Origin of the sequence: Streptomyces venezuelae (assembly GCF_008642375.1) — a bacterium.
GTDB lineage: Bacteria > Actinomycetota > Actinomycetes > Streptomycetales > Streptomycetaceae > Streptomyces > Streptomyces venezuelae_G.
In genome coordinates, this window is sequence record NZ_CP029194.1 from 649,009 (window position 1) to 675,014 (window position 26,006).

Annotated in this window: 20 protein-coding genes; 14 read left to right on the forward strand and 6 right to left on the reverse strand. The window is 72.1% G+C overall.

From position 1 onward, the window contains the following. The first annotated feature begins 46 nt into the window (after positions 1-46). From DEJ46_RS02975 to DEJ46_RS02990, 4 genes are all read left to right on the forward strand, one after another. Positions 47-1,138 (forward strand): substrate-binding domain-containing protein, encoded by a 1,092-nt coding sequence (locus DEJ46_RS02975; RefSeq protein ID WP_150264021.1) that lies wholly within the window; start codon positions 47-49, stop codon positions 1,136-1,138. A gap of 81 nt (positions 1,139-1,219) precedes the next feature. Then, a complete protein-coding gene (locus tag DEJ46_RS02980) occupies positions 1,220-1,999 on the forward strand; it encodes an ATP-binding cassette domain-containing protein (protein WP_150264022.1) in 780 nt (259 codons plus the stop codon). Next, on the forward strand, positions 1,996-3,294 hold the full coding sequence (locus DEJ46_RS02985; protein ID WP_150264023.1) for a sugar ABC transporter permease: 1,299 nt from the start codon (positions 1,996-1,998) through the stop codon (positions 3,292-3,294). Before DEJ46_RS02980 ends, DEJ46_RS02985 begins: the two co-directional genes overlap by 4 nt. Before the next feature lie 18 nt (positions 3,295-3,312). After that, positions 3,313-3,813, forward strand: a complete 501-nt coding sequence (locus DEJ46_RS02990) for a DUF6328 family protein (protein WP_150264024.1) — start codon at positions 3,313-3,315, stop codon at positions 3,811-3,813. A gap of 22 nt (positions 3,814-3,835) precedes the next feature. Here the strand turns inward: DEJ46_RS02990 and DEJ46_RS02995 are convergent, their stop codons facing one another. Both DEJ46_RS02995 and DEJ46_RS03000 read right to left on the reverse strand, forming a co-directional pair. Beyond that, complete coding sequence (locus DEJ46_RS02995) at positions 3,836-5,569, reverse strand: BCCT family transporter (protein WP_150264025.1); 1,734 nt, start codon at positions 5,567-5,569, stop codon at positions 3,836-3,838. Positions 5,570-5,721: 152 nt separating this feature from the next. Then, positions 5,722-6,174 carry an SRPBCC family protein gene (locus DEJ46_RS03000; RefSeq protein WP_150264026.1) on the reverse strand — a complete coding sequence of 151 codons (453 nt, stop codon included), beginning with the start codon at positions 6,172-6,174 and terminating at the stop codon, positions 5,722-5,724. Between the two features lie 335 nt (positions 6,175-6,509). On the opposite strand from DEJ46_RS03000, the gene DEJ46_RS03005 reads away from it, so the two are divergent. Then, entirely contained in the window at positions 6,510-10,568 is a 4,059-nt protein-coding gene (locus DEJ46_RS03005; RefSeq protein WP_411757808.1) for a molybdopterin-dependent oxidoreductase, read from the forward strand. A 49-nt stretch (positions 10,569-10,617) separates the two neighbouring features. Here DEJ46_RS03005 and DEJ46_RS03010 read toward each other — a convergent pair whose 3' ends face one another. Continuing rightward, positions 10,618-11,403, reverse strand: coding sequence for an ankyrin repeat domain-containing protein (locus DEJ46_RS03010; RefSeq protein WP_150264027.1), 786 nt, complete (start codon positions 11,401-11,403; stop codon positions 10,618-10,620). A gap of 326 nt (positions 11,404-11,729) precedes the next feature. Between DEJ46_RS03010 and DEJ46_RS03015 the strand changes: the two genes are divergently transcribed. Further along, on the forward strand, positions 11,730-13,310 hold the full coding sequence (locus DEJ46_RS03015) for a polysaccharide lyase family 1 protein (protein ID WP_150264028.1): 1,581 nt from the start codon (positions 11,730-11,732) through the stop codon (positions 13,308-13,310). A 67-nt stretch (positions 13,311-13,377) separates the two neighbouring features. On the opposite strand, the gene DEJ46_RS03020 is transcribed toward DEJ46_RS03015, so the two are convergent. After that, positions 13,378-14,058 (reverse strand): hypothetical protein, encoded by a 681-nt coding sequence (locus DEJ46_RS03020; RefSeq protein ID WP_150264029.1) that lies wholly within the window; start codon positions 14,056-14,058, stop codon positions 13,378-13,380. 116 nt (positions 14,059-14,174) lie between these two features. Between DEJ46_RS03020 and DEJ46_RS03025 the strand changes: the two genes are divergently transcribed. Further along, positions 14,175-14,432: a LapA family protein gene (locus DEJ46_RS03025; protein ID WP_150264030.1), complete on the forward strand. Its 258-nt coding sequence runs from the start codon at positions 14,175-14,177 to the stop codon at positions 14,430-14,432. 85 nt (positions 14,433-14,517) lie between these two features. Here DEJ46_RS03025 and DEJ46_RS03030 read toward each other — a convergent pair whose 3' ends face one another. Both DEJ46_RS03030 and DEJ46_RS38955 read right to left on the reverse strand, forming a co-directional pair. Continuing rightward, positions 14,518-15,693, reverse strand: coding sequence for an aminotransferase class V-fold PLP-dependent enzyme (locus DEJ46_RS03030; protein WP_150264031.1), 1,176 nt, complete (start codon positions 15,691-15,693; stop codon positions 14,518-14,520). Continuing rightward, complete coding sequence (locus tag DEJ46_RS38955; RefSeq protein WP_223834476.1) at positions 15,690-17,678, reverse strand: hypothetical protein; 1,989 nt, start codon at positions 17,676-17,678, stop codon at positions 15,690-15,692. Before DEJ46_RS38955 ends, DEJ46_RS03030 begins: the two co-directional genes overlap by 4 nt. Before the next feature lie 196 nt (positions 17,679-17,874). Here DEJ46_RS38955 and DEJ46_RS03040 point away from each other — a divergent pair, with 196 nt between their 5' ends. The 7 genes from DEJ46_RS03040 to DEJ46_RS03070 all read left to right on the forward strand — a co-directional run bounded on the left by DEJ46_RS03040 (position 17,875) and on the right by DEJ46_RS03070 (position 25,988). Beyond that, positions 17,875-19,260 carry an ABC transporter substrate-binding protein gene (locus DEJ46_RS03040; protein WP_150264032.1) on the forward strand — a complete coding sequence of 462 codons (1,386 nt, stop codon included), beginning with the start codon at positions 17,875-17,877 and terminating at the stop codon, positions 19,258-19,260. Continuing rightward, complete coding sequence (locus tag DEJ46_RS03045) at positions 19,257-20,183, forward strand: carbohydrate ABC transporter permease (RefSeq protein ID WP_150264033.1); 927 nt, start codon at positions 19,257-19,259, stop codon at positions 20,181-20,183. The genes DEJ46_RS03040 and DEJ46_RS03045 overlap by 4 nt, the downstream gene beginning before the upstream one ends. Beyond that, positions 20,180-21,016, forward strand: a complete 837-nt coding sequence (locus tag DEJ46_RS03050; protein ID WP_055639783.1) for a carbohydrate ABC transporter permease — start codon at positions 20,180-20,182, stop codon at positions 21,014-21,016. Before DEJ46_RS03045 ends, DEJ46_RS03050 begins: the two co-directional genes overlap by 4 nt. A gap of 8 nt (positions 21,017-21,024) precedes the next feature. Then, a complete protein-coding gene (locus DEJ46_RS03055) occupies positions 21,025-22,797 on the forward strand; it encodes a glycoside hydrolase family 36 protein (RefSeq protein ID WP_223834477.1) in 1,773 nt (590 codons plus the stop codon). After that, on the forward strand, positions 22,794-23,789 hold the full coding sequence (locus DEJ46_RS03060) for a LacI family DNA-binding transcriptional regulator (RefSeq protein ID WP_150264035.1): 996 nt from the start codon (positions 22,794-22,796) through the stop codon (positions 23,787-23,789). The genes DEJ46_RS03055 and DEJ46_RS03060 overlap by 4 nt, the downstream gene beginning before the upstream one ends. A 28-nt stretch (positions 23,790-23,817) precedes the next feature. Then, positions 23,818-24,480, forward strand: coding sequence for a GntR family transcriptional regulator (locus DEJ46_RS03065; protein ID WP_150264036.1), 663 nt, complete (start codon positions 23,818-23,820; stop codon positions 24,478-24,480). A gap of 158 nt (positions 24,481-24,638) precedes the next feature. After that, positions 24,639-25,988 carry an amidohydrolase family protein gene (locus DEJ46_RS03070; protein ID WP_150264037.1) on the forward strand — a complete coding sequence of 450 codons (1,350 nt, stop codon included), beginning with the start codon at positions 24,639-24,641 and terminating at the stop codon, positions 25,986-25,988. Positions 25,989-26,006: the final 18 nt, after the last annotated feature.

A 26,006-nucleotide genomic window follows, 5' to 3' on the forward strand; every position in this document is an offset into this window, starting at 1 on the left:
CACGCTCACCGGGCGAGAGGACGGGGACGTACGAGAGGAGCCTTCCATGTCCCGAACATTGCGGAGCGCGATAGCCCTGGCCGGAGCCGCCGCACTCGCCCTGGGTGCGGTGTCCGTGAGCGGCGCGGCCCAGCCGGGCGCCGGGTCCGAGGCGCGGCAGGACGTACGGATCGGCCTGCTCCTGCCGGAGAGCAAGACCACGCGGTACGAGAAGTTCGACCGGCCCTACATCGAGGCCAAGATCAAGGAGCTGGCGCCGGACGCCCAGATCGACTACTACAACGCCGCCGAGAGCGCCACGACCCAGCAGCAGCAGGTCAACACCGCGCTCGCCAAGGGCGACAAGGTCCTCATCCTGGACGCCGTGGACGCCAAGTCGATCCAGTCCTCCGTGCAGAAGGCCCGTGACGCGGGCGTCAAGGTCGTGGCGTACGACCGCCTTGCGCAGGGGCCCGTCGACGCGTACGTCTCGTACGACAACCGCAAGGTGGGCGAGCTCCAGGGCCAGGCGCTCCTCGACGCGCTCGGCGACAAGGCCGAGACCGGCGAGATCGTGATGCACAACGGCTCGCCGACGGACCCGAACGCGGCCGAGTTCAAGGCCGGCGCGCACTCCGTCCTGGACGGCAAGGTCAAGATCGGCAAGGAGTACGACACGCCGAACTGGGACCCGAACAACGCCAACCAGCAGATGTCCGGCGCCATCAGCTCGCTCGGCAAGGACAAGATCGTCGGCGTCTACTCGGCCAACGACGGACTGGCCGCGGGCATCGCCACCGCCCTCGCGGCGGCCGGTATGAACGTGCCGCTGACCGGCCAGGACGCCCAACTCGACGCGATCCAGCGGATCCTCGCCGGCACCCAGACGATCACGGTCGAGAAGCCGTACAAGCCGGAGGCCGACATCGCCGCCACGATGGCCGTCGACCTCGCCGAGGGCAAGGAGCTCCCGGCCTCGCTGGTGCCCACCACCGTCACCAGCGGCAGTGGCCAGAAGGTCCCGGCCAACCTGCTGACGCCGGTCGTCGTCGACAAGACCAACATCAAGGACACCGTCGTCAAGGACGGCCTCTACACGGTCGACGAGATCTGCACCCCGACCTACGCCGCAGCCTGCGAGGAGGCCGGTCTGAAGTAGCGCCTCCAGCAGCCGCGAGGCGTTTCATCCCGGTGGGGCGGAGCGGCCCGCGCGAGCGGGCGAGCGGAGGAGGCGGTTCGGTTGCCCGAGTCAGCCGTGCTCACACTGCGGGGGATCTCCAAACGGTTCGGCGCGGTCCAGGCCCTGAAGGGCTTCGACCTGGAGGTCCACACCGGCGAGGTCGTCGCCCTCGTCGGCGACAACGGCGCCGGCAAGTCCACCGCCGTCAAGACGATCGCCGGGGTGAACCCGCCCGACGAGGGCGTCATCGAGTGGGAGGGCCGCCCGGTCTCCATCAACCGGCCCCACGACGCCCAGAACCTCGGCATCGCCACCGTCTACCAGGACCTGGCCCTGTGCGACAACCTCGACGTCGTCGCCAACCTCTTCCTGGGCCGCGAGCTGCGCCGTTTCGGCGTGCTCGACGAGGTCCGCATGGACCAGCGCGCGCGGGAGCTGCTCGACACCCTGTCGATCCGCATCCCGAGCGTCCGGATCCCGGTGGCCTCCCTCTCCGGCGGTCAGCGCCAGACGGTGGCGATCGCCCGCTCGCTGATCGGCGCGCCGAAGGTCGTCATCCTCGACGAACCCACGGCCGCCCTGGGCGTGGAGCAGACCGCGCAGGTGCTCGACCTGGTCGAGCGGCTCCGCGAGCAGGGTCTCGGGACCATCCTGATCAGCCACAACATGGTGGACGTGATGGCGGTCGCCGACCGGATCGCCGTGATGCGGCTCGGCCGGAACAACGGCTTCTTCGACAAGCGCTCCACGACCACCGAGGAGATCATCTCCGCGATCACCGGAGCCACCGACAGCGCCGTCACCCGCCGGCAGGCCCGCAAGCGGGAGGAGGAGCGATGATCCGCGACCGAGACCGCGCGGGCGGCTCCGGGGGCTCCGGCGACGCCGGCTCCCAGGAACCGGCACAAGGTGCCGTACCGGCCGTGGACACGCGCCTCCTGGTCCGCGAGGAGGGCATCAAGGGGTACCTCGGCGAGTTCCGCCGCAAGCTCCGCAGCGGGGAGCTGGGCTCCCTGCCCGTGATCCTGGCCGTGATCGTCATCTGGACGGTGTTCGGCAGTCTCGACAGCACCTTCCTCTCGGCTCAGAACCTCTCCGACCTGAGTCAGCAGATCGTCGGCACCGGCATGATCGCCGTCGGTATCGTCTTCGTCCTGCTGCTGGGCGAGATCGACCTCTCCGTCGGCTCGGTCAGCGGACTGTGCGCCGCGATCTTCGCCGTGCTCAACGTCCTGAACGGGATGAACGAGTGGCTGGCGCTGCTGATCGCCATCGCGGGCGGGGCGGCCGTCGGACTCATCCAGGGGTTCTTCTTCGCCGAGGTCGGCGTCCCGGCCTTCGTCGTCACGCTGGCCGGCAACCTCGCGTGGAACGGGCTGATGCTCCAGGTGCTCGGCACCAGCGGCACGGTCAACATCCCGAGCGACAGCATCGTCTCCGAGCTCTACTCGACGATCTACCACAGCCCGGCCGCCGCCTACGTGGCGGCGGCCGTCGGGGTGGGGCTGTTCCTGGCGGCCTCGCTCCTGGACGCGAAACGACGCCGGGCGGCCCGGGTGCCGTCCCGGCCGGTCGCCGAGATCGTGCTGCGTACGGCCGTGATCGCCGCGATCGCGTTCGTCACCGCCTACATCCTCAACCAGTACCAGGGGCTCCCGCTGGCCCTGCTGGTGTTCCTGATCCTGCTCGTGGTGCTGGACTTCGTCCTGCGGCGCACGACGTACGGCCGGCGGATCTTCGCGGTGGGCGGCAACATCGAGGGCGCGCGCCGGGCGGGCATCAGCGTGCCCTTCGTCCGGATGAGCGTCTTCTCGATCGCCGGGACCATGGCGGCGGTCGGCGGCCTCTTCCTTGCGGGGCAGATCCAGTCCGCGAGCCAGACCTCCGGCGGCGGCAACCTCCTGATGAACGTCATCGCGGCGGCGGTCATCGGCGGTACGAGCCTGTTCGGCGGGCGCGGTTCGGTCTGGTCGGCGCTGCTCGGTGCGCTGGTGATCGGCTCCATCCAGTCGGGCATGAACATCATGGGCGTCAGCAATGCCGTCCAGTTCATGATCACGGGTTCGGTGCTGCTGGCCGCCGTGGTCGTCGACTCCCTGTCCCGCAGGAGCCAGAAGGCCGCGGGGCGGGCCTGATCCGCCGGAGGATCACCCATGGGCACCGATGCGAGCAAGGACCGGCACGACGGCCGGAGCGAGACCGAGATGGAGCGCGCCGACCGGCGCTGGCAGGAGGTCATCCAGGAGATCCGTGTCGTCCAGACCGGTGTGCAGATCCTCCTCGGTTTTCTCCTCACCGTGGTCTTCACCCCGCACTTCCAGGGTCTCGAACAGACCGACAAGACGATCTACATCGTCACGGTCGTCCTCGGGTCCCTGGCGACCGGCGCGCTCATCGGCCCCGTGGCTCTGCACCGGATCGTGGCCGGGAGGCAGATCAAACCCCGGGCCGTCATCTGGGCCGCCCGCCTCACCTTCACGGGCATCGTGCTCCTGCTCGCGACCCTGACCTCGGCTCTTCTCCTGGTCCTGCGCGTGGCCACCGGGGACGACTCGTACGTGCCGTGGATCGTCGCCGGTGTCCTCGCCTGGTACCTGCTCTGCTGGTTCGTCCTCCCCCTCTGGGTGCGCACCCGCTACACCAGCGGAGAGTGAGCGTCCGCGGCGGCGGGCGGCCTCATGTCCCGTCGGTGTCCGACGTACCGGGACCGATCCGCAGTTCGAAGTCGCCGTCGTACTGCTCGTGGCCGGCGATCACCGCGAGTTCGACGACCTCCACACCGACCTCGCCGCGGACGATCAGCGGGTCCCTGCGCAGGTCTCTCATCAGCGCCACGCACATGCCGATCATGACGAGTACGAACGGCGCCGCGACGAGGATGGTGAGGTTCTGGAGTCCCGCGAGCGCGTCGCCCTGGCCGTCGCCGACGAGGAGCATGACGGCCGCGACCGCTCCGGTTAGCACGCCCCAGAAGACCACGACGGGACGGGTGGGTTCGAAGGCGCCGCGCTGGGAGAGCGTGCCCATGACGAGGGAGGCGGCGTCCGCACCCGACACGAAGAAGATCCCGACGAGGATCATCACGAGCAGGCTCATGGCACCGGAGATGGGGAACTCCTTGAGCAGGCCGAAGAGTTGCCCCTCGGGGGTGGTCTCCCCTGTCAGTTCGCCCTGTTCGCTGAGCTTCATCGCCGTGCCGCCGAAGATCGCGAACCAGACGAGGCTGACGGTGCTGGGCACCAGGATGACACCGCCGACGAACTGGCGGATGGTCCGGCCCCGGCTGATGCGGGCGATGAACATGCCGACGAAGGGCGTCCAGGAGATCCACCACGCCCAGTAGAAGACGGTCCAGCTGCCGAGCCAGTCGTGGATGTTCTCGCCGCTGGTCGCCTCGGTGCGGCCGGCGAGCTGCGGCAGGTCGTCGATGTAGGCGGCGATGGAGGTGGGCAGCAGGTCGAGCACGATGATCGTGGGGCCCGCCACGAAGACGAAGACGGCGAGCACCACCGCGAGCACCATGTTGGTGTTGGAGAGCCACTGGATGCCCTTCTCCACGCCGGAGACGGCCGAGAGGACGAAGGCCACGGTGAGGACGGCGATGATGCCGACGAGCAGCCCGGTGCCGGCCTTCGCCATCCAGCCCAGCTCCTCGATGCCGCTGCCGATCTGGAGCGCGCCGAGGCCGAGCGAGGCGGCGGAGCCGAAGAGGGTGGCGAAGATGGCGAGGATGTCGATGAAGCGGCCGGGACCGCCGTACGCCCGCCGTTCGCCGATCAGCGGGACGAAGACGGCGCTGATGGTCTGGCGGCGCCTGCGCCGGAAGGTGGAGTAGGCGATGGCGAGTCCGACGACGGCGTAGATCGCCCACGGGTGGAGCGTCCAGTGGAAGAGCGTGGTGGCCATGGCCGTCTGCATGCGCTCGGCCGAGTCGACGGGTTGGGTGCCGGGCGGCGGGGTGCCGTAGTGGGCGAGGGGTTCGCTCACGCCGTAGAACATCAGGCCGATGCCCATGCCCGCGCTGAACATCATGGCGATCCACGACACGGTGCGGAACTCGGGCCTTTCGCTCTCCTGGCCGAGGGTGATCCTGCCGTAGCGGCTGATGGCGAGCCACAGCGCGAAGACGACGAAGCCGGACGCGGCGAGCATGAACGCCCAGCCGCCGTCGCGGATCAGTCCGTCGAGGAGCTTGCTGGAGACGCTCTCCAGGCTGTCGGTGGCCGTGGCTCCCCAGACGACGAAGGCCAGGGTGAGGACGGCGGTGACCCCGAACACGATCCGGTCGGTCCGCGCCTGATGGTGGTGGTCGGGCCGGCCGGGGAGGTCGGCCGTCACCGGCAGCCCTTCCCGGCCTCCCCGTTCGGCGTCCGTCCGGCGGCCGTCCGGCCTCTTGTCTCCCTGCGGCACAGAGGTCACCTTTCACTGCATTACGGAAAAACGTGACGATGTATCCGTAAGGCAGTACCACAGGCGGGACCCGACCCGGTGGACCAACAGGCGTTCACCGCATACGCCATGGGCGGACGGCGGGCTCTCGGGGGCAGCGGACGGCCGCCGCTTCAGCCGGCCACGCCACTCTCCAGGAGACCCTTGAGGATCCGTTCGTCCCTCGGTATCTCCTTCCGCACGTGCGGGCGCACGACGAGCGGGACGAGGGCCTTGCCGATGCCGTGCCCCTCGAAGTCGAGGGAGAGCGTCAGGCGCGAACGCTCGGCGTCGTCCAGTGGCTCGATGGTGCCCTGGACGTCACCGCGCACGGGGCCGTTGATGCCGTGCAGGTGCCAGTACCTCGGCGGTTGCAACTCGATGACCTGCATGGTCAGGGTGAACTCCCGCCGCCCGAGCCGCCGCGTGACGGCGATCTTCGAGCCGACCGCGAGGGGCTCGTCGTCGAGCCTGCGGACCGAGACCGCGCTCTCCTGCCACTCGGGCAGATGGATCGGGTCGGTCACGTACGAGAAGACGTCCGCGGGAGTGCGGGAGATGTCGATGGTTTCCTTGATGGCAGGCATGGTGCCTTCTTCGTCCGACGGGAGAGCACGCCGGAGTCCGGGCCCCGCGCGGGCTCGTTGTCGCTTCCTATGAAAATCGTCCCACGGGCGGCTGCGCCCCGCCAGGGAAGATCGGTGGGGCGGGCCTCACAGCCATCCCCCCGCCGCTGTGTGACCGGCGTTACGGACCATGATCGCCGCGGTTGACACAGGCGTAACGGGCATTCCGTACGGTCGGGGCTCGAACGGTTCCACAGAGAGGCGCCCCCGTGACCCCACACGACACGCAGGACCCGCGGGCCGACGCCACCGCCCAGGTGCGGACCGTCTGCTCGTACTGCGGTGTCGGCTGCGGCATGCTCCTCGACATCGGTCTGGGGGCCGACGGCCGCCGTACGGTCCTCAAGGCGACGGGCGACAAGGACCACCCCGCCAACCGCGGACGCCTCTGCACCAAGGGCGCCACCACCGCCGACATGCTCGCCGCGCCCGGACGCCTGACCACCGCCCTCGTCCGGGAGGACCGCGCCGACGCGCCCGTCCCCACGGACACCGACCGGGCCATCACGGAGACCGCCCGCCGGCTGCGGGCCGTCGTCGACGAGCACGGCCCCGACGCCTTCGCGCTCTACGTCTCGGGCCAGATGAGCCTGGAGGCGCAGTACCTCGCGAACAAGCTCGCCAAGGGCTTCATCGGCACGAACCGGATCGAGTCGAACTCCCGGCTCTGCATGGCGAGCGCCGGCACCGGCTACAAGCTCTCCCTCGGCGCCGACGGCCCGCCCGGCTCGTACGACGACTTCGAGAAGGCCGACGTCTTCCTCGTCATCGGCTCCAACATGGCCGACTGCCACCCCGTCCTCTTCCTCCGCATGATGGACCGGGTCAAGGCGGGGGCGAAGCTGATCGTCGTCGACCCCCGGCGCACCGCCACCGCCGACAAGGCCGACCTTTTTCTCCAGATCAGGCCCGGGACGGACCTCGCGCTCCTCAACGGCCTGCTGCACCTGCTGCACGGCAGCGGCCACACCGACCCCGCCTTCATCGCCGCGCACACCGAGGGCTGGGAGGCGATGGAGCCGTTCCTCGCCGACTACCCGCCCGCGACCGTCGCCGCGCTCACCGGCATACCCGAGCAGGACATCCGCACCGCCGCCGAGTGGATCGGCACGGCGGAGGAGTGGACCAGCTGCTGGACCATGGGCCTCAACCAGTCCACCCACGGCACCTGGAACACCAACGCACTGATCAACCTCCACCTGGCCACCGGCGCGATCTGCCGCCCGGGCTCCGGCCCCTTCTCCCTCACCGGCCAGCCCAACGCCATGGGCGGACGCGAGATGGGCTACATGGGCCCCGGCCTCCCCGGGCAGCGCTCGGTCCTGTCCGCCGGGGACCGGGCCTTCACCGAGGAGCTGTGGGAGCTCCCGCCGGGCACACTCCGCGAGGACGGCTCCGGCACCGGCACGATCGACCTCTTCCGGCGCATGGCGGACGGCGAGATCAAGGCGTGCTGGATCATCTGCACCAACCCGGTCGCCTCCGTCGCCAACCGCGCCACCGTCGTCGCGGGGCTGCGGGCCGCCGAACTCGTCATCACCCAGGACGCGTTCGCCGACACCGAGACCAACGCGTACGCCGACGTGGTCCTGCCCGCCGCGCTGTGGACCGAGACCGAGGGCGTGCTGATCAACAGCGAGCGGACGCTGACCCTCGCCCGACCGGCGACCGACCCGCCCGGCGAGGCCCTCGCCGACTGGCGGATCATCGCCCGTGTCGCCCGGGCCATGGGGTACGAGAAGGCGTTCGCGTACGAGAGCGCCGAGGAGGTCTTCGAGGAGATCCGGCGCGCCGCGAACCCGGCCACCGGCTACGACGTGAGCGGGGTGACGTACGAGCGGCTGCGCGAGACCCCTGTCCAGTGGCCCGCCGCTCCCGGAGGCCCGGACCGCAACCCGATCCGCTACGTGGCCGGCGACGGCCCGGCCGACGGCCCGGGTCCCGTCTTCCCGACGGCGAGCGGCCGGGCGGTCTTCCACGCCCGGCCGCACATCGACGCCGCGGAGATGCCGGACGACGCGTATCCGTTCGTCCTCAACACCGGCCGCCTCCAGCACCAGTGGCACACCCTCACCAAGACCGGGAAGGTCGCCAAGCTCAACAGGCTCAACCCGGCGCCCTTCGTCGAGGTGCACCCCGAGGACGCCCTGCGGCTCGGCCTCGCGGAGGGCGACGCCGTGGAGATCGCCTCGCGGCGCGGCAGGGTCGTGCTCCCCGCGGTGGTCACCGACCGGGTCCGACCGGGCTGCTGCTTCGCGCCGTTCCACTGGAACGACCTGTTCGGCGAGGACCTGTGCGTCAACGCCGTCACCAGCGACGCCGTCGATCCCCTCTCCTTCCAGCCCGAGCTGAAGGTGTGCGCGGTGGCGCTGACGAAGACGGCGGCAGCGACCTCGGTCGCCGAGGCGCCGCCGTCGGCCGTCGTGACGCCGCGTGCGGTGATCCCGAGCGGGGTCGTGCCGTCCGGGCCGGCCGCCGCCTTCGGTCTCGCGCCGGCCCCGCCGCCCGTCCTCAGCTCAGAGGAACGGCAGTATCTCGTCGGCTTCCTCGCCGGCCTGGAGTCGGGCGCGCCGGGCGTGCCCGTCCTGCCGCCCGGGGCACCCTTCCGCCAGGAGCACGCCCACTGGGTGAACGGCGTGCTCGCCGGGCTGTACTCCCGCACGCCGGACGGCCCGGGGACGCCTGGGGACCCGGGGACGCTTCGGGACTCCGGGGCGGACGCGGGTGCGGCGGGCCGCGAGGTCGTCGTGCTGTGGGCCTCGCAGACCGGCAACGCCGCGGAGTTCGCCGCCGCCACCGCCGAGCGGCTCCTCGCGGCGGGCCACCGGCCCGCCCTCACCGGCATGGACGCGACCGACCTCAAGGCCCTGTCGCCCACCGCCGACCTGCTGCTGATCACCAGCACCTTCGGGGACGGGGACGCGCCCGACAACGGCTCCGGCTTCTGGGACGCGCTCACCGCGCCCGACACACCGCGGCTCGACGGGCGGCGCTACGCCGTCCTGGCCCTCGGGGACTCCTCGTACGGAGACTTCTGCGGGCACGGCCGGCGCCTGGACGACCGGCTGGACGAGCTCGGGGCCATACGCCTGGCACCCCGTACCGACTGCGAGCCCGACTTCGAACCGTCCGCCCTCGCCTGGCTTGACCAGGTCCTCGCGGGCCTGTCCGAGGGCCTGCGGACACCCGCGGCACCGCCCGTGCCCCCGCCGGCCTCGGCGCCCGCGCGCCGGCCGGGGCCCGCCACCACGTCCGCGCGGCTCGTCGGCAACCGGCTCCTCTCCCTGCCCGGCGCGGGCAAGGAGGTGCGGCGGTTCACCTTCGACACACGTGACGGCGGGGGCCCGCTCGGCTACGAGGCAGGGGACGCGCTCGGTGTCCTCCCCGTCAACTGCCCGGATCTCGTCGCCGAGTGGCTGGCCGTCACCGGTCTCGACGCGGACGCCCCCGTCGAGCTCTCCGGGCTCGGCGACGTCCCCTTCGGCGAGGCCCTGCACCGCCACCTGGACATCACGCGTACCCCGTCCGCGTTCCTCGCCTTCGTCACGGAACGGACCGGCGACCGGGAGCTGAAGCGGCTGCTGCGCCCCGACAACAAGGACGGGCTCGCCCAGTGGACGTGGGGCCGGCAGGCCGTCGACGTCATCGCCGAGCACCCCGTCCGCGCCGGAGCGCAGGAGTGGGCCGACGTCCTGGGCCGCCTCAGGCCCCGGCTGTACTCGATCTCCTCCAGCCCGCTCACCGACCCCCACCAGGTCTCGCTGACGGTCTCGGTCGTCCGGTACGAGAACCTCCGCGGCCGCCCCCGCAAGGGCGTCTGCTCGCCGTTCCTCGCCGACGCCGAACCGGGCGCCCCGGTCCCGGTCTTCGTCCAGCGCGCGCCGCACTTCCGGCCCCCCGCCGACCCCACGACCCCGATGGTGATGGTCGGCCCCGGCACGGGCGTGGCCCCCTTCGTCGGCTTCCTCGACGAGCGCCGCGCGCTCGGGCACCGCGCCCCGAACTGGCTCTTCTTCGGCGAGCAGCACCGCGCGACCGACTTCTACTACGAGGACGAGCTCACGGCCCTCCTCGCCGACGGCACCCTGGACCGCCTCGACACCGCCTTCTCCCGCGACCAGCGCGCCAAGGTCTACGTCCAGGACCGGATGCGCGAGCACGGCCCGCAGCTGTGGTCGTGGCTCCAGTCCGGCGCGCACTTCTACGTCTGCGGCGACGCGGCCCGGATGGCGAAGGACGTCGACCGGGCGCTGCGCGACATCGCCGTGACGCACGGCGGCCACGACGAGGCGTCGGCGGCCGCGTACGTCAAGCAGCTCGCCGCCGACAAGCGCTACGTACGCGACGTGTACTGAGGGCGGCGCCTCCGGGGGGGACGAGGTCGGGCCGGCCCGTCAGGGCAGGTCAGGACCGGTCGGGCTCGTCCGCCTCGGCGTGGGTGCGGGCTCCGGCCGCCGTGAGCCAGGCGACGACCTCCTCGTTCCGCGCGGTCTCCCCGGCACGGGCGATGTCGAGCGGGGTGAGGCCGTCCCAGCCGATCCGGTCCATGTCCGCCCCGGCGGCCCGGAGCCGGACGGCGGTGGTGAGGCGGCCGCCGTGGCAGGCGCCCCAGAACGCCTCGTCGATCTCCTGAGGGGTGGGCGACGGCGAGGCCTGCAGACCGGCTTCCACCACCTCGTCGAGTCCGAGGGTCGCGGCGTCCTGGAAGGTGGGCCGGGCGCCGAGTCCGAGCAGGCGGCGGGCCGCGCGCCACTGCCCGAAGGCCCGGGCGTCGGCCAGCGGTGTCCCGCCCGCGATGACGGCTCCGTCGGCCTCGATGTCGGCGCCCGCCGCGACGAGGGCGTCGATCATCGGGACGTCGTCGTTGCTCGCCGCCCAGTGGAGGGGCGTCTCGCGGTGGGCCCCGACGAAGCGGGCGTCCGGATCGGCTCCGGCCGCGACGAGGACGGCGACGGTCTCGGGTCCGCGGGGCACGTGCCCCGGCCAGTCGGCGGCCAGGTGCAGCAGGCTCCGCCCGCCGGGGCCGCATCCCTCGCGGTCCTCGACGACCCGGGCCGTGGCGAGACCGGGGTCCTCGGCGAGCAGGCGGCGCAGCGCGTCGAGGTCACCCGAGCGGATCGCCTCGGTGACGGCCACGGCCGCGGGGTCCTGGGAGCGCAGTGAGCGCGGAGTCGGAGTCGGAATCGGCATACGGCATACGGCATACGGCATACGGCATACGGCATACGGCATACGGCATACGGCATACGGCATACGGCATACGGCATACGGCATACGGCATACGGCATACGGCATACGGCATACGGCATACGGCATACGGCCAGGGTGCCGTACGACACCGACACCCACGGCGTGCTGCGTGGGCCCCGCGATGATTCCTCGGTGCGCGGAGCCTTGTAAGACCTGCGGCCCCACCCTATCCTCGCCGAACAGAAAGCGCTTTCCATGTTTCTCGGGAGCCCGGTATGCGGGACCGGACTCCCGTCCTCCGACGATGAGCAAGGAAGGCGACGAAGATGAGACGACGAGTCGCACGGCGAATCCAGGCGGCACTGGCCACGTTGGCCCTCGCGGCCGCGACAGGTGCCGTCCTCTCGGCACCCTCGGCCTCCGCCGCGACCGGTGGCGCCACCGGTTACGCGACGCAGAACGGCGGCACGACCGGCGGCGCCGGCGGGCAGACCGTGCGGGCCACCACGGGGACCGCTATCCACGCGGCCCTGTGCGGTCGGGCCGCGAGCAGCACCCCGATCACGATCGAGGTCGAAGGGACCATCGACCACGGCAACACCGCCAAGGTGTCGGGCGGCAGTTGCAACACCGCCGCCGGGGTGATCGAGCTCAAGCAGATCAGCAACGTCACGATCGTCGGAGTCGGCGCGGGTGCCGTCTTCGACCAACTGGGCATCCACATCCGAGAGTCGAGCAACATCGTCATCCAGAACGTGACCGTGCGGAACGTCAAGAAGTCCGGCTCGCCCACGTCCAACGGCGGTGACGCCATCGGCATGGAGAGCGACGTCCGGAACGTCTGGGTCGACCACGTCACCCTGGAGGCCTCGGGCGGCGAGTCGGAGGGCTTCGACGGCCTCTTCGACATGAAGGACAACACCCAGTACGTGACCCTGTCCTACAGCGTCCTGCGCAACTCAGGCCGAGGCGGGCTCGTCGGTTCCAGCGAGACCGAGCTCTCGAACAGCTTCATCACGTACCACCACAACCTGTACGAGAACCTCGACTCGCGCGTCCCCCTGCTGCGCGGCGGCACCGCCCACATCTACAACAACCACTACCTGCGGATCAACGACTCCGGCATCAACTCCCGTGCCGGGGCCCGCGCCAAGGTCGACAGCAACTACTTCGAGGACTCCAAGGACGTCCTCGGCACCTTCTACACGGACGCGGCCGGCTACTGGCAGGTCAGCGGCAACACGTTCGACAACGTCACGTGGTCGAGCCCCGGCACCGACAACAACCCGGCGGGACCGGACCCGCAGTCCAACACCACGGTCACCGTTCCGTACGCGTACACGCTCGACGCGGCGAGCTGCGTACCGAGCGTCGTGAGCCGGACGGCGGGGGCCGGCAAGGGACTCCAGGTGTCGGACGGCGCCTGCTCGCCCCAGACACCGAACCCGACCACTCCGGCTCCTACCACTCCGGCTCCTACCACCCCGGCCCCGACCACTCCCGCCCCGACCACCCCGGCCCCGTCGACCTCCGCGCCCAGCGGCACGAACCTCAGCATCGGGGCCGGTTCCGACGGCTCCGGGAAGGCCGACGGGACGAGTTACGGCAACGTGCGGGACGGTGACACGGCCACCTACTGGTCGCCCGCCGGAACCACCGGCTACGTCTCGATCAAGTGGGGCGCCCCCACCGCCGTGTCCGGGGTCGTCGTCAAGGAGGCGGCCGGCGCCACGGGCCGGATCGGTTCCTGGCGGCTCCTCAATGCCGACACCGGCGCCGTCCTCTCCTCCGGGAGCGGCGCGGGGGCCGTCACGTTCACCCGGACCACCCTGAGCAAGATCACCTTCGAGATCACCGGCTCGTCGGCGACGCCTCAGGTCGCCGAGTTCGAGACGTACGCCGGATAACGGCACCGTCCCGACGCCCGCCGGGCCCCGGTCCACCAGGGCCCGGCGGGCAGCTCCATGTGCCGGCTCAGCTCACGAACTCCCGGTCGCCGTAGCGCACCTGGGCCTCGTCCCAGTCGGCGCCGAGCGCGGCCGTGAACCTCCTGGCCAGCGGCAGGTCGGCGACCGGGGCGATGAGGATCAGCCGGCCGTCGAGGGTGACCGAGCCGCCGCCGAGCTTCTCGCGGGCCTCGGCGTCCGCGAGGAGCGCGGCGCGCAGGTCCCCCGGTGTGACTCCCGGGACCTCGATCTCCACGGCGTCGGTCTCCGGCGACGTCCGCGGCAGGCAGCGGAAGGTGAGCACGGCCTCCTGGTCGTACTCCTTGGCGATGACACCCGCGATGTGGTGGAGTCCGTCGCGTCCGACCCGGTTCACGTCGAACTCGCGGGACCGCTCGTACGTGGCCTGCTGCAGGTCGGTGGACCAGAAGACGCCGTCCAGGAGCTCCGAGGCACCGGGCCTGGCTCCGTGGGCCAGGATGATCGCGCGCACCTCGTGGCCGAAGCGTGTCAGGCGGGTGTCGAGCCGGGGGTCCCCGGGATCCGTGATGATCGCGGTGTTGTCGGTGGCGAAGAGCTCCGCCGCGGTGGGGCAGGCCTGCCCGCCGGGGCTCGCGTACGTGCTCTGCGTGCCCGCGATCCCCAGCATCAGGGCGGCGACGGCGGTGGTCAGGACGCGGAGCTTCCGCGGGGCGGTGGTCTGGTTCATGGCGTGATCAACGAGGCGCGGCGGCGGACGTTGCGTGGCCCGGCCGCGGCCCCCGGCGGTGGCCGAGCGGCCTCCTCCGGTCGAGGGCCTGGCGCTTTGGGAAGACAATGGAGGACATGGCACAGAACGCACCTCCACGCCACGGCCCCCCGACGCTGACCGTCAAAGGCCGGGACATGCGGCTCCGTACCCTCGGATTCCTCGTGCTCGCGGGTCTCGCCATCTGGTTCATCGCGGTCAACACGGGATCGGTCAGCATCCGGCTGTGGATTCCCACCGTCACCCTGCCCCTGTGGGTCGTGCTCACGGTCACGCTGCTCGTGGGCATCCTGCTCGGAATGTTCCTTTCCATGCGACGGCGAGCCAGGCGCTGAAACGCGCCGCCCGGCTCGCCGTACCCCCTTGACCGCCCGGCTCGCCGTACCCCTTTTCCCGCCCTGACCCGCTGAGCAGCTCGGGTCAGCCGCGGGCCAGCAGGTCGCGCAGGCCGGCCGTGAGGCGTGCGTACTCCTCGGGCCTGTTGTAGATCTGCCCGGAGATCCGGATGCCGCCGCCCCCGGACCGGTTCCAGATGAGCACCCGGCAGCCGAACCGGGCGGCGATCTCCTCGCGCAGCGCGGTCGCCTCCTGCTTCGTGCGGGCCAGGCCGGCGGGCAGGCGCAGCGATCGCATCGCCAGGCCCTCGCCGTACGGAAGCGCTGTCACGCCCGGGATCTCTTCGAGCAACTCCGCTCCGTGGCACACCAGTTCCGCGTTGTGCGCGCGGACGCGGGCCGCACCGAGGCCCGCGATGAGGTCGAGGCCCTCGGGTGCGGCGAGCCAGCCGGTGTAGTCGACGGTGGCGCGGAACTCGACCGCGCGTGGGAAGCCCCGGTCGTCCTCCCAGGAGGGCACGGGTGGGGCGACCCGGGCCCGGTGGGCGGGGGCCACCGCGAGGACGGCGCTGCCCGCCGGGGCGTAGGCCCACTTGTGCAGGTTGCCGAACCAGAGGTCGGGTTCTCCCGCGAGCGGTTCGGCGAGCATGCCCGGGGCGTGGGCGCCGTCGACGACGGTGGTGATCCCGCGCTCGCGGAGCGCGGCGAGCAGCCGGGGGGTGGCGAGCGGCCGGGCGGTGGGCGAGCTGATCCGGTCGAGCAGGGCGACTCGCGTACGAGGGGTGAGCGCGGCGAGCACCGCCTCGGTCACCGCGTCCTCGTCCGGCAGCCCGGGGTCGAGGCTGACGACAGCGGTCCTGGCGCGGCGGGCGGCCGCCGCGACGACCGTGCCGTAGCCGTGGTCGGTGACCAGGATCTCGTCGCCGGGGTTCAGGCGCAGGGCGTCGAGGGCGAGGTTGGCGGCCTCGGTGGCGTTGGCGACGAAGGCGATCCCGTCGGGGTCGGCGCCCAGGTGGGCCGCGACGCGCGCCCGGGCCGCGGCGATGCGGTCGGGGACGCCGACGAAGAAGGCGTCGGGGTCGGCCATCGCCTCCTCCGCCAGCCGCCGTTGGGCCTCGGCGACCGGCAGGGGCACGGCGCCGAAGGAGCCGTGGTTGAGATGGGCCACCGCCGGGTCGAGCCGGAACAGTTCCGCCCCGCCGGGGAATTCGCCTCTCCTGGGGTCCTGGACGTCCCGGGCGGCCGCGCCGGACGTGGTCATCGGACCTCGGCGGTGACGGTACGGCCGGGGGCCACGCGCGTACGGACGACGGTGTAGGTCGCCCCGTCGATCACCTCGGTGCGCCCCTTCGTGACCACGCCGTCGACGGAGACGGCGGCGTGGGCGCCGGGGAAGCGGGCCACCCAGGTGTACGGGGCGCTGCCCGAGGTGTGGGTGAGGGTCGAGCGGCGGTCCGTGTCGTGGCGGAGAGTGAAGGCCGAGTCGCCGACGCGCAGGTCCTCGATGCTCAGCCAGTCCATGCCGGAGGGCAGGCGCGACCGGGTGGCGAGGGTGCGGGCGGGGGCGTCCGGGGCGACGCCCATCAGGCCCTGGACGGTCTGTCCGACGAGAGTGAAGGAGACCTCGGGGTAGTCGCCGTTGGTGCCCTGGCGGGTGTTGACGTGCTGGACATCCTTCTGGGCGTAGATGTGGCGCATCCACTTCCAGGCGGTGTCGGCGCGGTTGTTGGTGAGGAAGGTGTCGGGGAGGTAGGTCAGGGCCTCGATGTTGCCGGGGCGTCCTTCGCCTTCGGCCTGCCGGTCGATGTAGTCGAGGTACGCCTCGCGCCGGTCCCCGGGGGCGAGGATCTGCTTCATCGGCATGAACCAGCTGTTCTCCTTGCCCCAGCCGGTCAGGGCTCGTCCGTCGGTGGTGTATCCGCGCACCATGTCGGCGCCCGAACCCGTGCCGCTCCAGGTGGAGTTGAAGTAGGCCTTGAGGTCGCGGGCCTTGCGCTCGAAGCGGGCGGCGAGCGGGTGGTCGCCCTTGGCGCGGGCGAGCGAGGCCATTGCCCGGTAGGCCTGGTACTGCGAGCCGATGGCGTCGCCGGCCTCGGCGAGCGGTTCGTCGCTCTGCTCGTTGTAGCTCGCGACGCCACGGAAGATGCCCCTGCCGGTGCCCTCGGCCACGCTCACCCGGCCGTTGTCCTTCTGCCCGTCGTGGAGGGTGACGAACTCGTCGGTGGCGTGGCGGTAGAACTCCCACAGGGCGGGGTCGTCGAGGTAGGCGGGGTCGCCGCTCCAGCGGTAGGCCTCCTCGGCCTTCTGGACCAGTTCGAAGGGGGCGGGCACCTCCCGGACGAAGAGGTTCGGGTCGCGGTAGTCGATGGAGAGGTAGGAGCGGTTGTCGAAGTTGAGGGCCCACACGGGGTAGTAGGCGTGCTCGGCGGTCGCGGAGGCCGCGAAGGCGCGGAGCATCTCCCTGTTCTCGGTGTGCAGGCCCAGGACACCGGCGCCGGAGAGCTGGTGGGCCATGTCGCGGGAGTAGTAGCCGCTGCGGTTGGCGTAGCCCGCCCAGTAGGAGGGGGCGTAGACGCCGGTCCCGGTGCCCCCGGTCTGGCGCTCGTCGGCGTCGAGGGGGCCTTCGGTGCCGGGCAGGTGGACCCAGCTGTTGGCCTTGCTCTTGGCCCAGTCGAAGATCTCGACGATCTCGGGGTCGCTGGAGGAGACGCGGGGGTCGGCGGGAGCGGCCGGGGAGACCATCACGTCGTCGACGTTGACCCAGCCCTGACCGGACTCGAAGGCGATCTCCAGCCGGTCCCCGGGGGTGAGCGCGATCCTGCCGAGCGTGTGGCGGCGGTAGTTGGCGGCGGCGGGCAGGGTCCGCTCGGCGACGGTGGCGCCGTTGACCCGCAGGACGTACCGACCGCCGGCGCCGCCGGTGGCGATCCACGCGGAGACGAGGTAGCCGCCGTGGCCGGTGGCCGTCACGGTCTGGGAGACCTTCATGCCGCTGCCGGCGTCGAGGTAGGCCTGCCGGCTCCCGGCGTGCGGGTAGTTGCTCCCGACCCCCGTTCCGGAGGTGAACTCCCACCCCGTACCGCCCTGTTCGAAGCCGGGATCGGCCACGGCCAGCACGGCGGGGGCGGGGGCGGCGGCGGGCGAGTCATCGGAGACGGGCGGGCCGGCCATCGCCGGGGAGCCGCCCGCGGCGAGGGAGGCGAGCAGGGCGACGGCGGACAGCAACGACAGGCGGGAACGCGTCATGAGGGTCTCTCCCGGATCGGGTCAGGTCGGGGCGCGCGGCACGCTAGCAACAGTCGGCGAAGGATTGCAATGATCTCGACATCAATCAACAGTTGGTCGAGCTGAAAGTTTTCATTGAAGCATTGCAAGTTGAACGGGCCGCCTTGTAATGTCCGGCTCCGTCACGACCGCGACGAAGCGAGCGAGGGGATCCGCCATGACGGACCAGCAGAGTGGAAGACAGCCGGGACGCCGGCAGGTACTGCGCGGGGGCAGCGCCCTGGCGGCGGCCGGACTCGGCCTCACCGGCCTGACGGCGCTCACCGGCTGCTCGGGCAGCGGCGACACCGGCGCGGGCGGCTCGGGCGGCGCCGGCGATCCGCGCAAGGGGAAGATCACGGTCTGGTCCTGGCAGGGCCCGGCGGCCGAACTCAAGGCCCTGATACCGGACTTCAACAAGTCCCACCCGGACATCCAGGTGACCGTCGAGGACATCGGCAACCCCGCGATCTGGGACAAGATCACGACCGGCCTCGCCGCCGGCGGCCAAGGCCTCGCCGACGTCCTGCACATCGGCGTCGACTACCTGCCCGGCTATGTCGAGCGCTTCCCCGGCGGCCTCGCCGACCTCGCCCCACTGGGCGCCACCGCCCACAAGGACGCCTTCGCCGCCGGTCTCTGGCAGACCGTCTCCCCCGATGGCAAGCGGGTGAACGCCCTTCCGTGGGAAGCCAATTCGGCGGGCTTCTACTACCGGTCCGACCTCTTCGAACGCGCCGGGGTCGACGTCGGGGCGCTCCAGACCTGGGACGAGACGATCGAGGCAGGCAAGCAGCTCAAGGCCCGCACGGGCGCCCACCTCCTCGGCATCGACAAGCCGGCCTCGCAGCCCGACGCCGCCAACTTCTTCCAGATGCTCCTCCAGCTCCAGGGCGCCTTCTACTTCGACCTGGAGGGCCGCATCACCCTGGACTCGCCGGAGGCCGTCCGGGCGATGACGCTCATCAAGACCATGAACGACGCCGGGCTCGTCAGCAATCTGGCCGGCGGCTGGAACGCCCTGATGAGCTCCCTGAAGAAGGGCACCGCCGCCGTCCTGCCCTGGCCCACCTGGTTCGGCGGGATCATCGAGGAGCAGGTGCCCGAGGAGGCCGGCAAGTGGAAGGTCCGGCTGCCCCCGGCCGTGCGCCGCGGCGGCCCCACCGCGGCCACGGTGAACTCCACGCACCTCGCGGTCGCCGGGAGCAGCAAGCAGCAGGCGGCGGCCTGGTCCTTCGTCGAGTTCGCGCTGACCCGCCCCGCCTCCCAGGTGCGGATCTACCGGGGCAAGGGCATCGCGCCCGCGCTCCTCAAGGCGTACGACGACTCGGTCTTCCACGAGCCGTCGGCCTTCTTCGGCGGGCAGCGCAAGGGCGAGATCTTCCTCGGCGCGCTCAGGGCGCCCGGCTCCGCCGTGAACTACACCGCCGACTACGCCCGCGCCCTGAAGCTCGTCACCGACGCCCAGTCGAAGGTCCTGCTGAAGGGCGCCGACCCGGCGAAGGTCCTCGGCGAGGCGGCGAGCGAGCTGGCCCGCCAGACCGGCCGGAAGAACGTGCGATGACACCGAGCACGCCCGCGGCGGCCGTGTCCCGCCCCGCCGCACCCCGCCGCTCCGCGCGCCGGCGCGGGCGGTGGGGCACGGCCGCCCCGTACCTCTTCGTCCTGCCCGCGGTGCTGCTCTTCGCCGGGTTCAAGCTCTACCCCATCGCCTGGTCGTTCCTTCTCAGCCTGCACCGCACGGTGGGCGGCACCGAGACCTTCGTGGGCGCCGACAACTACCTGCGCCTCGCCGACGACCCGCTGTTCTGGACCGCGCTGCGCAACACCGGCGTGATCCTCGTCGTGCAGGTGCCGCTGATGCTGGCGCTCGCCACCGGGCTCGCGGTCGCCCTCGACTCCACCCTGCTGCGCGGGCGGCCCGTCTTCCGGCTCGGCTTCTTCCTGCCGATGGTCACCGGCCTCGTCGCGTACGGCATCGTCTTCTCCGTCCTCCTCAACGAGGAGTACGGGCTCGTCAACTGGCTGCTCGGCCTCGTCGGCATCGACCCGGTGCCCTGGCTGACCGAGGGGCTGTGGGCCCGGATCTCCCTGGGCCTCGCGCTGACCTGGCACTACACCGGCTACAACGCCGTGATCCTGCTCGCCCGGCTGCAGACGATCCCGCGCGAGCTGTACGACGCCGCCGCAGTCGACGGCGCCGGGGCACTCGGCGCCTTCCGGCACGTCACGCTGCCCGGGCTGCGGCCGGCGCTGCTGCTCACGACGGTCCTGTCCACGATCGGCACGCTCCAGCTCTTCGACGAGCCGTACGTCCTCACCGGAGGCGGGCCCGACAACGCGACCCTGACCATCGGCGTGTACCTCTACCAGAACGCCTTCAAGTACTTCGACTTCGGCTACGCCTCCGCCGTCGCCTACGCCCTCACGGTCCTCGTCGGAGTCCTCGGCATGATCCAGTTCCGCCTGCTCGGGGAGAAGTCGTGACCGCCGCCCGCACCCGCCACCCCGGCCGGAGCATCCTGCTCACCTCCGGGCTCGCCATCGCCCTGGCCGCCGTCGCGGTCCCCTTCTACTGGCTCGCCGTCGGCGCCACCCACAGCTCGCAGGACATCTTCGACAGCCCGCCGCCCCTGCTGCCCGGCGGCCACCTCGGGAAGAACCTCGCCACCCTCCAGGAGACGGCCGACTTCGGCCGGGTCGTGCTCAACTCCCTGGGCATCGCGAGCGTCTACACACTCCTCGCGGGCGCCGTGTGCACCCTCGCCGGCTACGGCTTCGCCACGTACCGCTTCCGCGGCCGCGAGGCGCTGTTCGGGCTCCTCATGCTCGGCCTGGTGGTGCCCGCGCAGATCACCCTCGTCCCCCTCTTCAAGATGATGGCCGAGCTGCACTGGCTCAACACCTACCAGGCCGTCATCGCCCCCAATCTGGCCCTGCCCTTCGGCATCTTCCTGATGCGCCAGTCGATGGCGGCCCTGCCCAAGGAGCTGCTCGACTCGGGCCGGATGGACGGCTGCGGAGAGTTCCGGCTGTTCCTGCGGGTCGCCCTCCCCCCGCTGCGCCCGGCGCTCGCGGCCCTCGCACTGTTCCTCTTCCTCTACCAGTGGAACGACTTCATCTGGCCGCTGATCGTGCTGCGCGACGACAGCACGTTCACCATCCCGGTGGCGCTCGCCTCCCTCCAGGGACTGGACGAGACCGACTACGGCGCCATCCTGGCCGGCACCGCCATCGCCGCCGTACCGATGGCGATCGTCTTCCTCGCGCTCCAGCGCCACTTCGTTTCCGGGCTCCTCGCGGGCGCGGTGAAGGAATGAGTACTTCCGTGAGCATCCCCGTGAAAGAGACCGTGACCACCGCGCACGCGGCCCCCGCCCCCACCGAGCCGCTGCTCGACGACGTGTCGATCGCCGTCCTCGCCCCCGGCCGCCCGGAGGTCCGCCCCCACTGGGAGCTCACCTCCCTGCCGGGCGGACCCAGGATGCTCTCCGTGCGGGCCGACGGGGTTCCCGTGGAGATCCGGCTCTCGGTGCCGCTCGGCGACGCGGCGGGCTTCTGGCATCCGCAGGGCGGCTGGCGGCGGACGCTGGTGGCCGACTGGGAGGGTCTCAGCCGGGTCTGCCTGGTCGACGGGCCGGCCGTCGGCTGCCTGTACGAGCACTCGGGGGCCACCCTCCTCGCGTTCGCCGCGGCCGACCCGGTCCCCGAGGCCACGGTCCGCTTCGGCGTGTCGGAGGAGAACGACACGCACGTCGTCCATCTGAGCCTCCCCGCCTCCGACGGGCCGCACCGCCTCCTGCTCGTCCCCCGCGCGCCGTCCGTCGCCGCCGCCATGCGGCCGCTGCGCAGGTGGTTCGCCGCCGCCTTCCCGCCGATGCCGGTGCCGGACGCGGCCCGCCTCCCCGTGTACTCCACCTGGTACGCCTTCAACCAGGACGTCACCGCCGACGCCGTCGAGGCGCAGGCGGGGCCGGCCGCCGAGCTGGGCTGCGGGGTGCTCATCCTGGACGACGGCTGGCAGCTCTTCGGCAACGGCCGGGGCTACGCCGGCTGCGGCGACTGGCAGCCGGACCCCGCCAAGTTCCCCGACCTGGCCGGGCATGTGGCCCGGGTGCGCGAGCGGGGGCTGCGCTATCTCCTCTGGACGGCGCCGCTGCTGCTCGGTCCCGAGGCCGACTGCCACCACCGCTGGGCGTCCTCGGCGCCCGCGCGGGCCACCGTGCCCGGCGCCTTCGTGCTCGACCCGCGCCTGCCCGACGTCCGCCGGCACGTCGTCGAACTGTGCGTCTCGCTCGTGCGCGAGTACGGCGTCGACGGGCTCAAGCTGGACTTCCTCGACGAGGCGGCGGTCTACGCGGGCGACGGCGCCGGGGACGTCGGCCTCGCGATGACCGGGCTGCTCACGGACGTGCGCCGGGCCCTGGAGGCCGTACGGCCCGGGCTGCTGCTCGAACTGCGCCAGCCGTACGTCGGCCCGGGCATGGCACCGTTCGGGAACATGCTGCGCTCCTTCGACTGCCCGGCGGACGCGACCGCCAACCGGGTGCGGACCCTCGACACCTCGCTGCTCGCCGTGGGCGGGGCCGTCCACTCCGACATGCTGATGTGGTCCCGCTCCGCGTCGGTCGAGGCGGTGGCCCGCCAGCTGATCGGCTCGCTGCACGCGGTCCCGCAGCTCTCCGTGCGGCTGGACGAGGCGCCGCCGGAGCACCTGGCCGCCGTCCGGTTCTGGCTCGGGCGCTGGCGCCGGCACCGGGAGCTGCTGCTGGACGGTCTCGTGGAGCCGGGGCGGCCGGACGAGCTGTACCCGCTGGTGGTGGCGGCGCGGGGCGACGAGTGCCTGGTGAGCGTGCACGGCGACCGGGTGGTGGAGCTGGACTTCGCCGCGTACCGCCGCTTCCATCTGGTCAACGGCTCGGACCGGGACCGGGTGATGGTGGACGTCACCGGGGGCGGCGGCCGGGTGGCCGCCCGCGTCCACGGGCCGGACGGCCGTATGATGGATGATCCGCTGGCGCTCCTGCCGGAAGGGCCCCGCCCGCTGGCCGTCCCGCGTGGCGGTCTGGTGTCGCTCGTACTCACGGAAGGACCGCGATGAAGGTCGGGATCACCGACGTCGCAGCCCACGCACAGGTCAGCGAGGCCACCGTCAGCCGGGTGATCAACCGGCGGCAGGGCGTGTCGAGGAAGACCCGCGAGGCGGTCGAGCAGGCGATGGCCGAGCTCGGCTACGAGCGGGTCACGCAGGGGCAACTGGTCGCGGTGGTGACGGAGTTCGTCTCCAACCCGTTCTTCGCGGACGTCGCCGAGCGGATCGAGTCGGCGCTCGCCCCGCACGGCCTCAAGACCGTGCTCTGCCCCGTCTTCCCCGGCGGCGTGCAGGAGTTGGACTTCCTCACCTCCCTCGTCGACAAGGGCGTCGCGGCCGTCGTCTTCCTCTCCGCGTCCAACACCGTGGAGGGCGCGGACACGGACAGCTACGAGCTGCTGCGGCAGCGCCGCGTGCCGTACGTGGGGATCAACGGCGAGTTCGCGGACGGTGTGCCGGCCCCGGTCTTCTCCACCGACGACGCGCTCGCGGCCGAGCTGGCCGTGGACCATCTGCACCGCCTCGGCCACCGGCGCATCGGCATGGCCTCGGGCCCGGCGGGGAACCGGCCCGCCGACCGGCGCGTGCGGGGCTTCGTCGAGGCCATGGGCCGGCGCGGGATCGCCGACGCCGAGGAGTGGGTCGTCCGCCAGTCGTACAGCGTGGAGGGCGGGCAGGCCGCGGCCTCCACGCTGGTCGGCCTCGGCGCCACGGGCATCGTCGCGGCCAGCGACTTCATGGCACTGGGCGCCGTGCGCGGGATCCGCCGCCAGGGCCTGTCCGTGCCGGACGACGTCTCGGTGGTGGGCTACGACGGCTCGACGGTCACGGAGTTCACCGATCCGGCCCTGACCACGGTCCGCCAGCCCGCGGACCGGCTCGCCCTGGAGGTCGGCCGCAGCGTCCTGGCCCTGGTCAGCAACCGCGAGGTCCCCACGGGCGAGCTCCTCTTCGACCCGGAGCTCGTCATCCGCGCGTCGACGGGCCCCGCGGCCCGGTAAGGGCGCCGACCGGAAAGGGACACGGCCAGTGGCGGAGACCGGGAGGACCGGGGCGGCCTCGCTCAGCGCGCGGGCGCGTGAGGCCGTGCTGCAGCGCATCGTCGACCGGCGGTACGCGCAGGGGGCCCGGCTCGTCGAGCGCGAGGTCGCCGAGGAGCTCGGCATGTCCCGTGTCCCGGTGCGCGAGGCGCTGCGCGCGCTCGTCGCCGAGGGGCTGCTCGAACTGCTCCCGCACAGCGGGGTGCGCGTCCGCCGGCTGGAGCGGGCCGACGTGGAGCATCTGTACGAGGTGTGGGAACCGCTGGCGGTCCAGGCCTCGCGGCTCGCGGCGCGGGCCCTGGCGGCGGACGGCGCCGAGAGGCTCGCCGGTCTTGAGGCGGCCCTGCGGCAGGCCGAGTCGGCGGCCGCGGCGGGCGAGGGGGCGCGGGAGGTGGCCGCCCACACGGCGTTCCACGAGGGCGTCGTGGAGCTGGCGGGCAATCCGCTGCTCGCCCGCACCATGGAGCAGCTGAGCTGGCAGCTGCGGCTGCTGTTCGGTCTGCGCGAGGAGCCGGCGCACATGCGGGCCCAGCACGCGGAGATGTTCCGGCACATCGCCGCCGGGGACGCGGAGGCCGCGGCGGCCAGCACGCTGCTGCACGTGCGGGACAGCAGGGCCGTCGCGCTGCGCTCCCTCTTCGGCGACGCCTGAGAGTATTTGTATACCAAGACAAGACTCCACATCACCCCTCGACGCGCGTGAGCGTCGTGAAGTGCGGATTTCGTGGGCTCTCGATCGCACCCTTGTCCCACCTCATCGCCTTGGTATACAAAAACGTGGAGCCACCGGCCCCACCCCAAGGAGTCCCCGTGCAGCCCTCCTCGTCCGCCTCCGTCGCCCTCTCCCGCCGCACCATGCTCGCCGGGGCCGCTGCCCTCGCCGGGACGACGGCCGCCATGGCCGCCACCGCGAGCTCCGCCCAGGCCACGGCCCCCTCGCACTCCGAGGCCGCCGTGTCCGGCGCCGCCGGCCGCCGCGTCAAGGCCGTGGTCTTCCGGAACGTCCGCCCCTTCGGCGTGGCGAAGCCCACCGACCTCGTGGTCGTCGACGGGCGCGTCGCGAGCGGCCCCGCGCCGCGGGGCGCGAAGGTCGTCGAGGGCGGCGGCCGGATCGCGCTGCCCTCGCTCGTGGACGCGCACATCCACCCCGACAAGACGACCTGGGGCGGCTCGTGGGTGTCACGGCGCCCGGCGAGCACCATCGCCGACTACGTCGCCCAGGACGTCGAGCTGTTCCGGGCCCAGCGCCGCCCCGTCGCGGAACGCGCGTACGGGCTGATGGCCCACGCCGTCACCCGGGGCACGCGGGCGATGCGCGCCCACGCCGATGTCGCCCCGGCCTACGGTCTGGCCGGGGTGGAGGGGCTCGCGGAGGCCCGCGAGCAGCTGCGCCACGCGCTCGACGTCCAGATCGTGGCCTTCCCGCAGCACGGAGTCGTCCGTACGCCGGGCACGGTGGCGCTCCTGGAGCGGGCGGCGCGCGAGGGCACGATCGACATGATCGGCGGCATCGACCCGATCGGCTTCGACCAGGCCCTCGACGAACAGCTCGACGCCGTCTTCGGCATCGCGGACCGCCACGGCGTCGGCGTCGACATCCACCTCCACGACCGGGGGGAGAAGGGCCTCAAGGCGATGCGCGGCATCATCGACCGCACGCGGGCCCTGTCGCTCGCCGGCAAGGTCACCGTCAGCCACGTGTTCTGCCTGCCGGGCCTGCCGGACCGCGAACTCGGCTCCCTCGCCGCCGACCTGGGCGCCCAGGACATCGCTCTCACCACCGTCGCACCCTCCGACGCCCTGGTCCTGCCGATCGCGCGGCTGCGTGAGCACGGGGTGCGGGTCGGGCTCGGTTCCGACGGCGTGCGCGACTCGTGGAGCCCGTTCGGCAACGCGGACATGCTGCACCGCGCGCAGCTGCTCGGCTGGGTCCGGGACGTGCGCCTCGACGAGGAGCTGGAGGACTGCTACCGCGTGGCGGCCCACGGCGGTGCGGACGTCATGGGCCTCGCCCACGCCGACCTCACGCCCGGCGCCCCGGCCGACTTCGTCCTCGTGCGGGCCGAGTGCCTGCCGCAGGTCGTCGTCGACATGCCCCAGCGGGACATGGTCGTGCACGGCGGAGCCGTGGTGGCCCGCAACGGCGAGTTCCTCGCCTGATCTCCACCCCCCTCCCCT

What these genes read in the sequence shown, in the direction of transcription:
- DEJ46_RS02975 (WP_150264021.1), top strand. Translation starts at nt 47, where the DNA reads ATGTCCCGAACATTGCGGAGCGCGATAGCCCTGGCCGGAGCCGCCGCA.
- DEJ46_RS02985 (WP_150264023.1), top strand. Translation starts at nt 1,996, where the DNA reads ATGATCCGCGACCGAGACCGCGCGGGCGGCTCCGGGGGCTCCGGCGAC.
- DEJ46_RS02990 (WP_150264024.1), top strand. Translation starts at nt 3,313, where the DNA reads ATGGGCACCGATGCGAGCAAGGACCGGCACGACGGCCGGAGCGAGACC.
- DEJ46_RS03000 (WP_150264026.1), bottom strand. Translation starts at nt 6,174, where the DNA reads ATGCCTGCCATCAAGGAAACCATCGACATCTCCCGCACTCCCGCGGAC.
- DEJ46_RS03005 (WP_411757808.1), top strand. Translation starts at nt 6,510, where the DNA reads ATGCTCCTCGACATCGGTCTGGGGGCCGACGGCCGCCGTACGGTCCTC.
- DEJ46_RS03010 (WP_150264027.1), bottom strand. Translation starts at nt 11,403, where the DNA reads ATGCCGATTCCGACTCCGACTCCGCGCTCACTGCGCTCCCAGGACCCC.
- DEJ46_RS03015 (WP_150264028.1), top strand. Translation starts at nt 11,730, where the DNA reads ATGAGACGACGAGTCGCACGGCGAATCCAGGCGGCACTGGCCACGTTG.
- DEJ46_RS03020 (WP_150264029.1), bottom strand. Translation starts at nt 14,058, where the DNA reads ATGAACCAGACCACCGCCCCGCGGAAGCTCCGCGTCCTGACCACCGCC.
- DEJ46_RS03025 (WP_150264030.1), top strand. Translation starts at nt 14,175, where the DNA reads ATGGCACAGAACGCACCTCCACGCCACGGCCCCCCGACGCTGACCGTC.
- DEJ46_RS03030 (WP_150264031.1), bottom strand. Translation starts at nt 15,693, where the DNA reads ATGACCACGTCCGGCGCGGCCGCCCGGGACGTCCAGGACCCCAGGAGA.
- DEJ46_RS38955 (WP_223834476.1), bottom strand. Translation starts at nt 17,678, where the DNA reads ATGACGCGTTCCCGCCTGTCGTTGCTGTCCGCCGTCGCCCTGCTCGCC.
- DEJ46_RS03040 (WP_150264032.1), top strand. Translation starts at nt 17,875, where the DNA reads ATGACGGACCAGCAGAGTGGAAGACAGCCGGGACGCCGGCAGGTACTG.
- DEJ46_RS03045 (WP_150264033.1), top strand. Translation starts at nt 19,257, where the DNA reads ATGACACCGAGCACGCCCGCGGCGGCCGTGTCCCGCCCCGCCGCACCC.
- DEJ46_RS03060 (WP_150264035.1), top strand. Translation starts at nt 22,794, where the DNA reads ATGAAGGTCGGGATCACCGACGTCGCAGCCCACGCACAGGTCAGCGAG.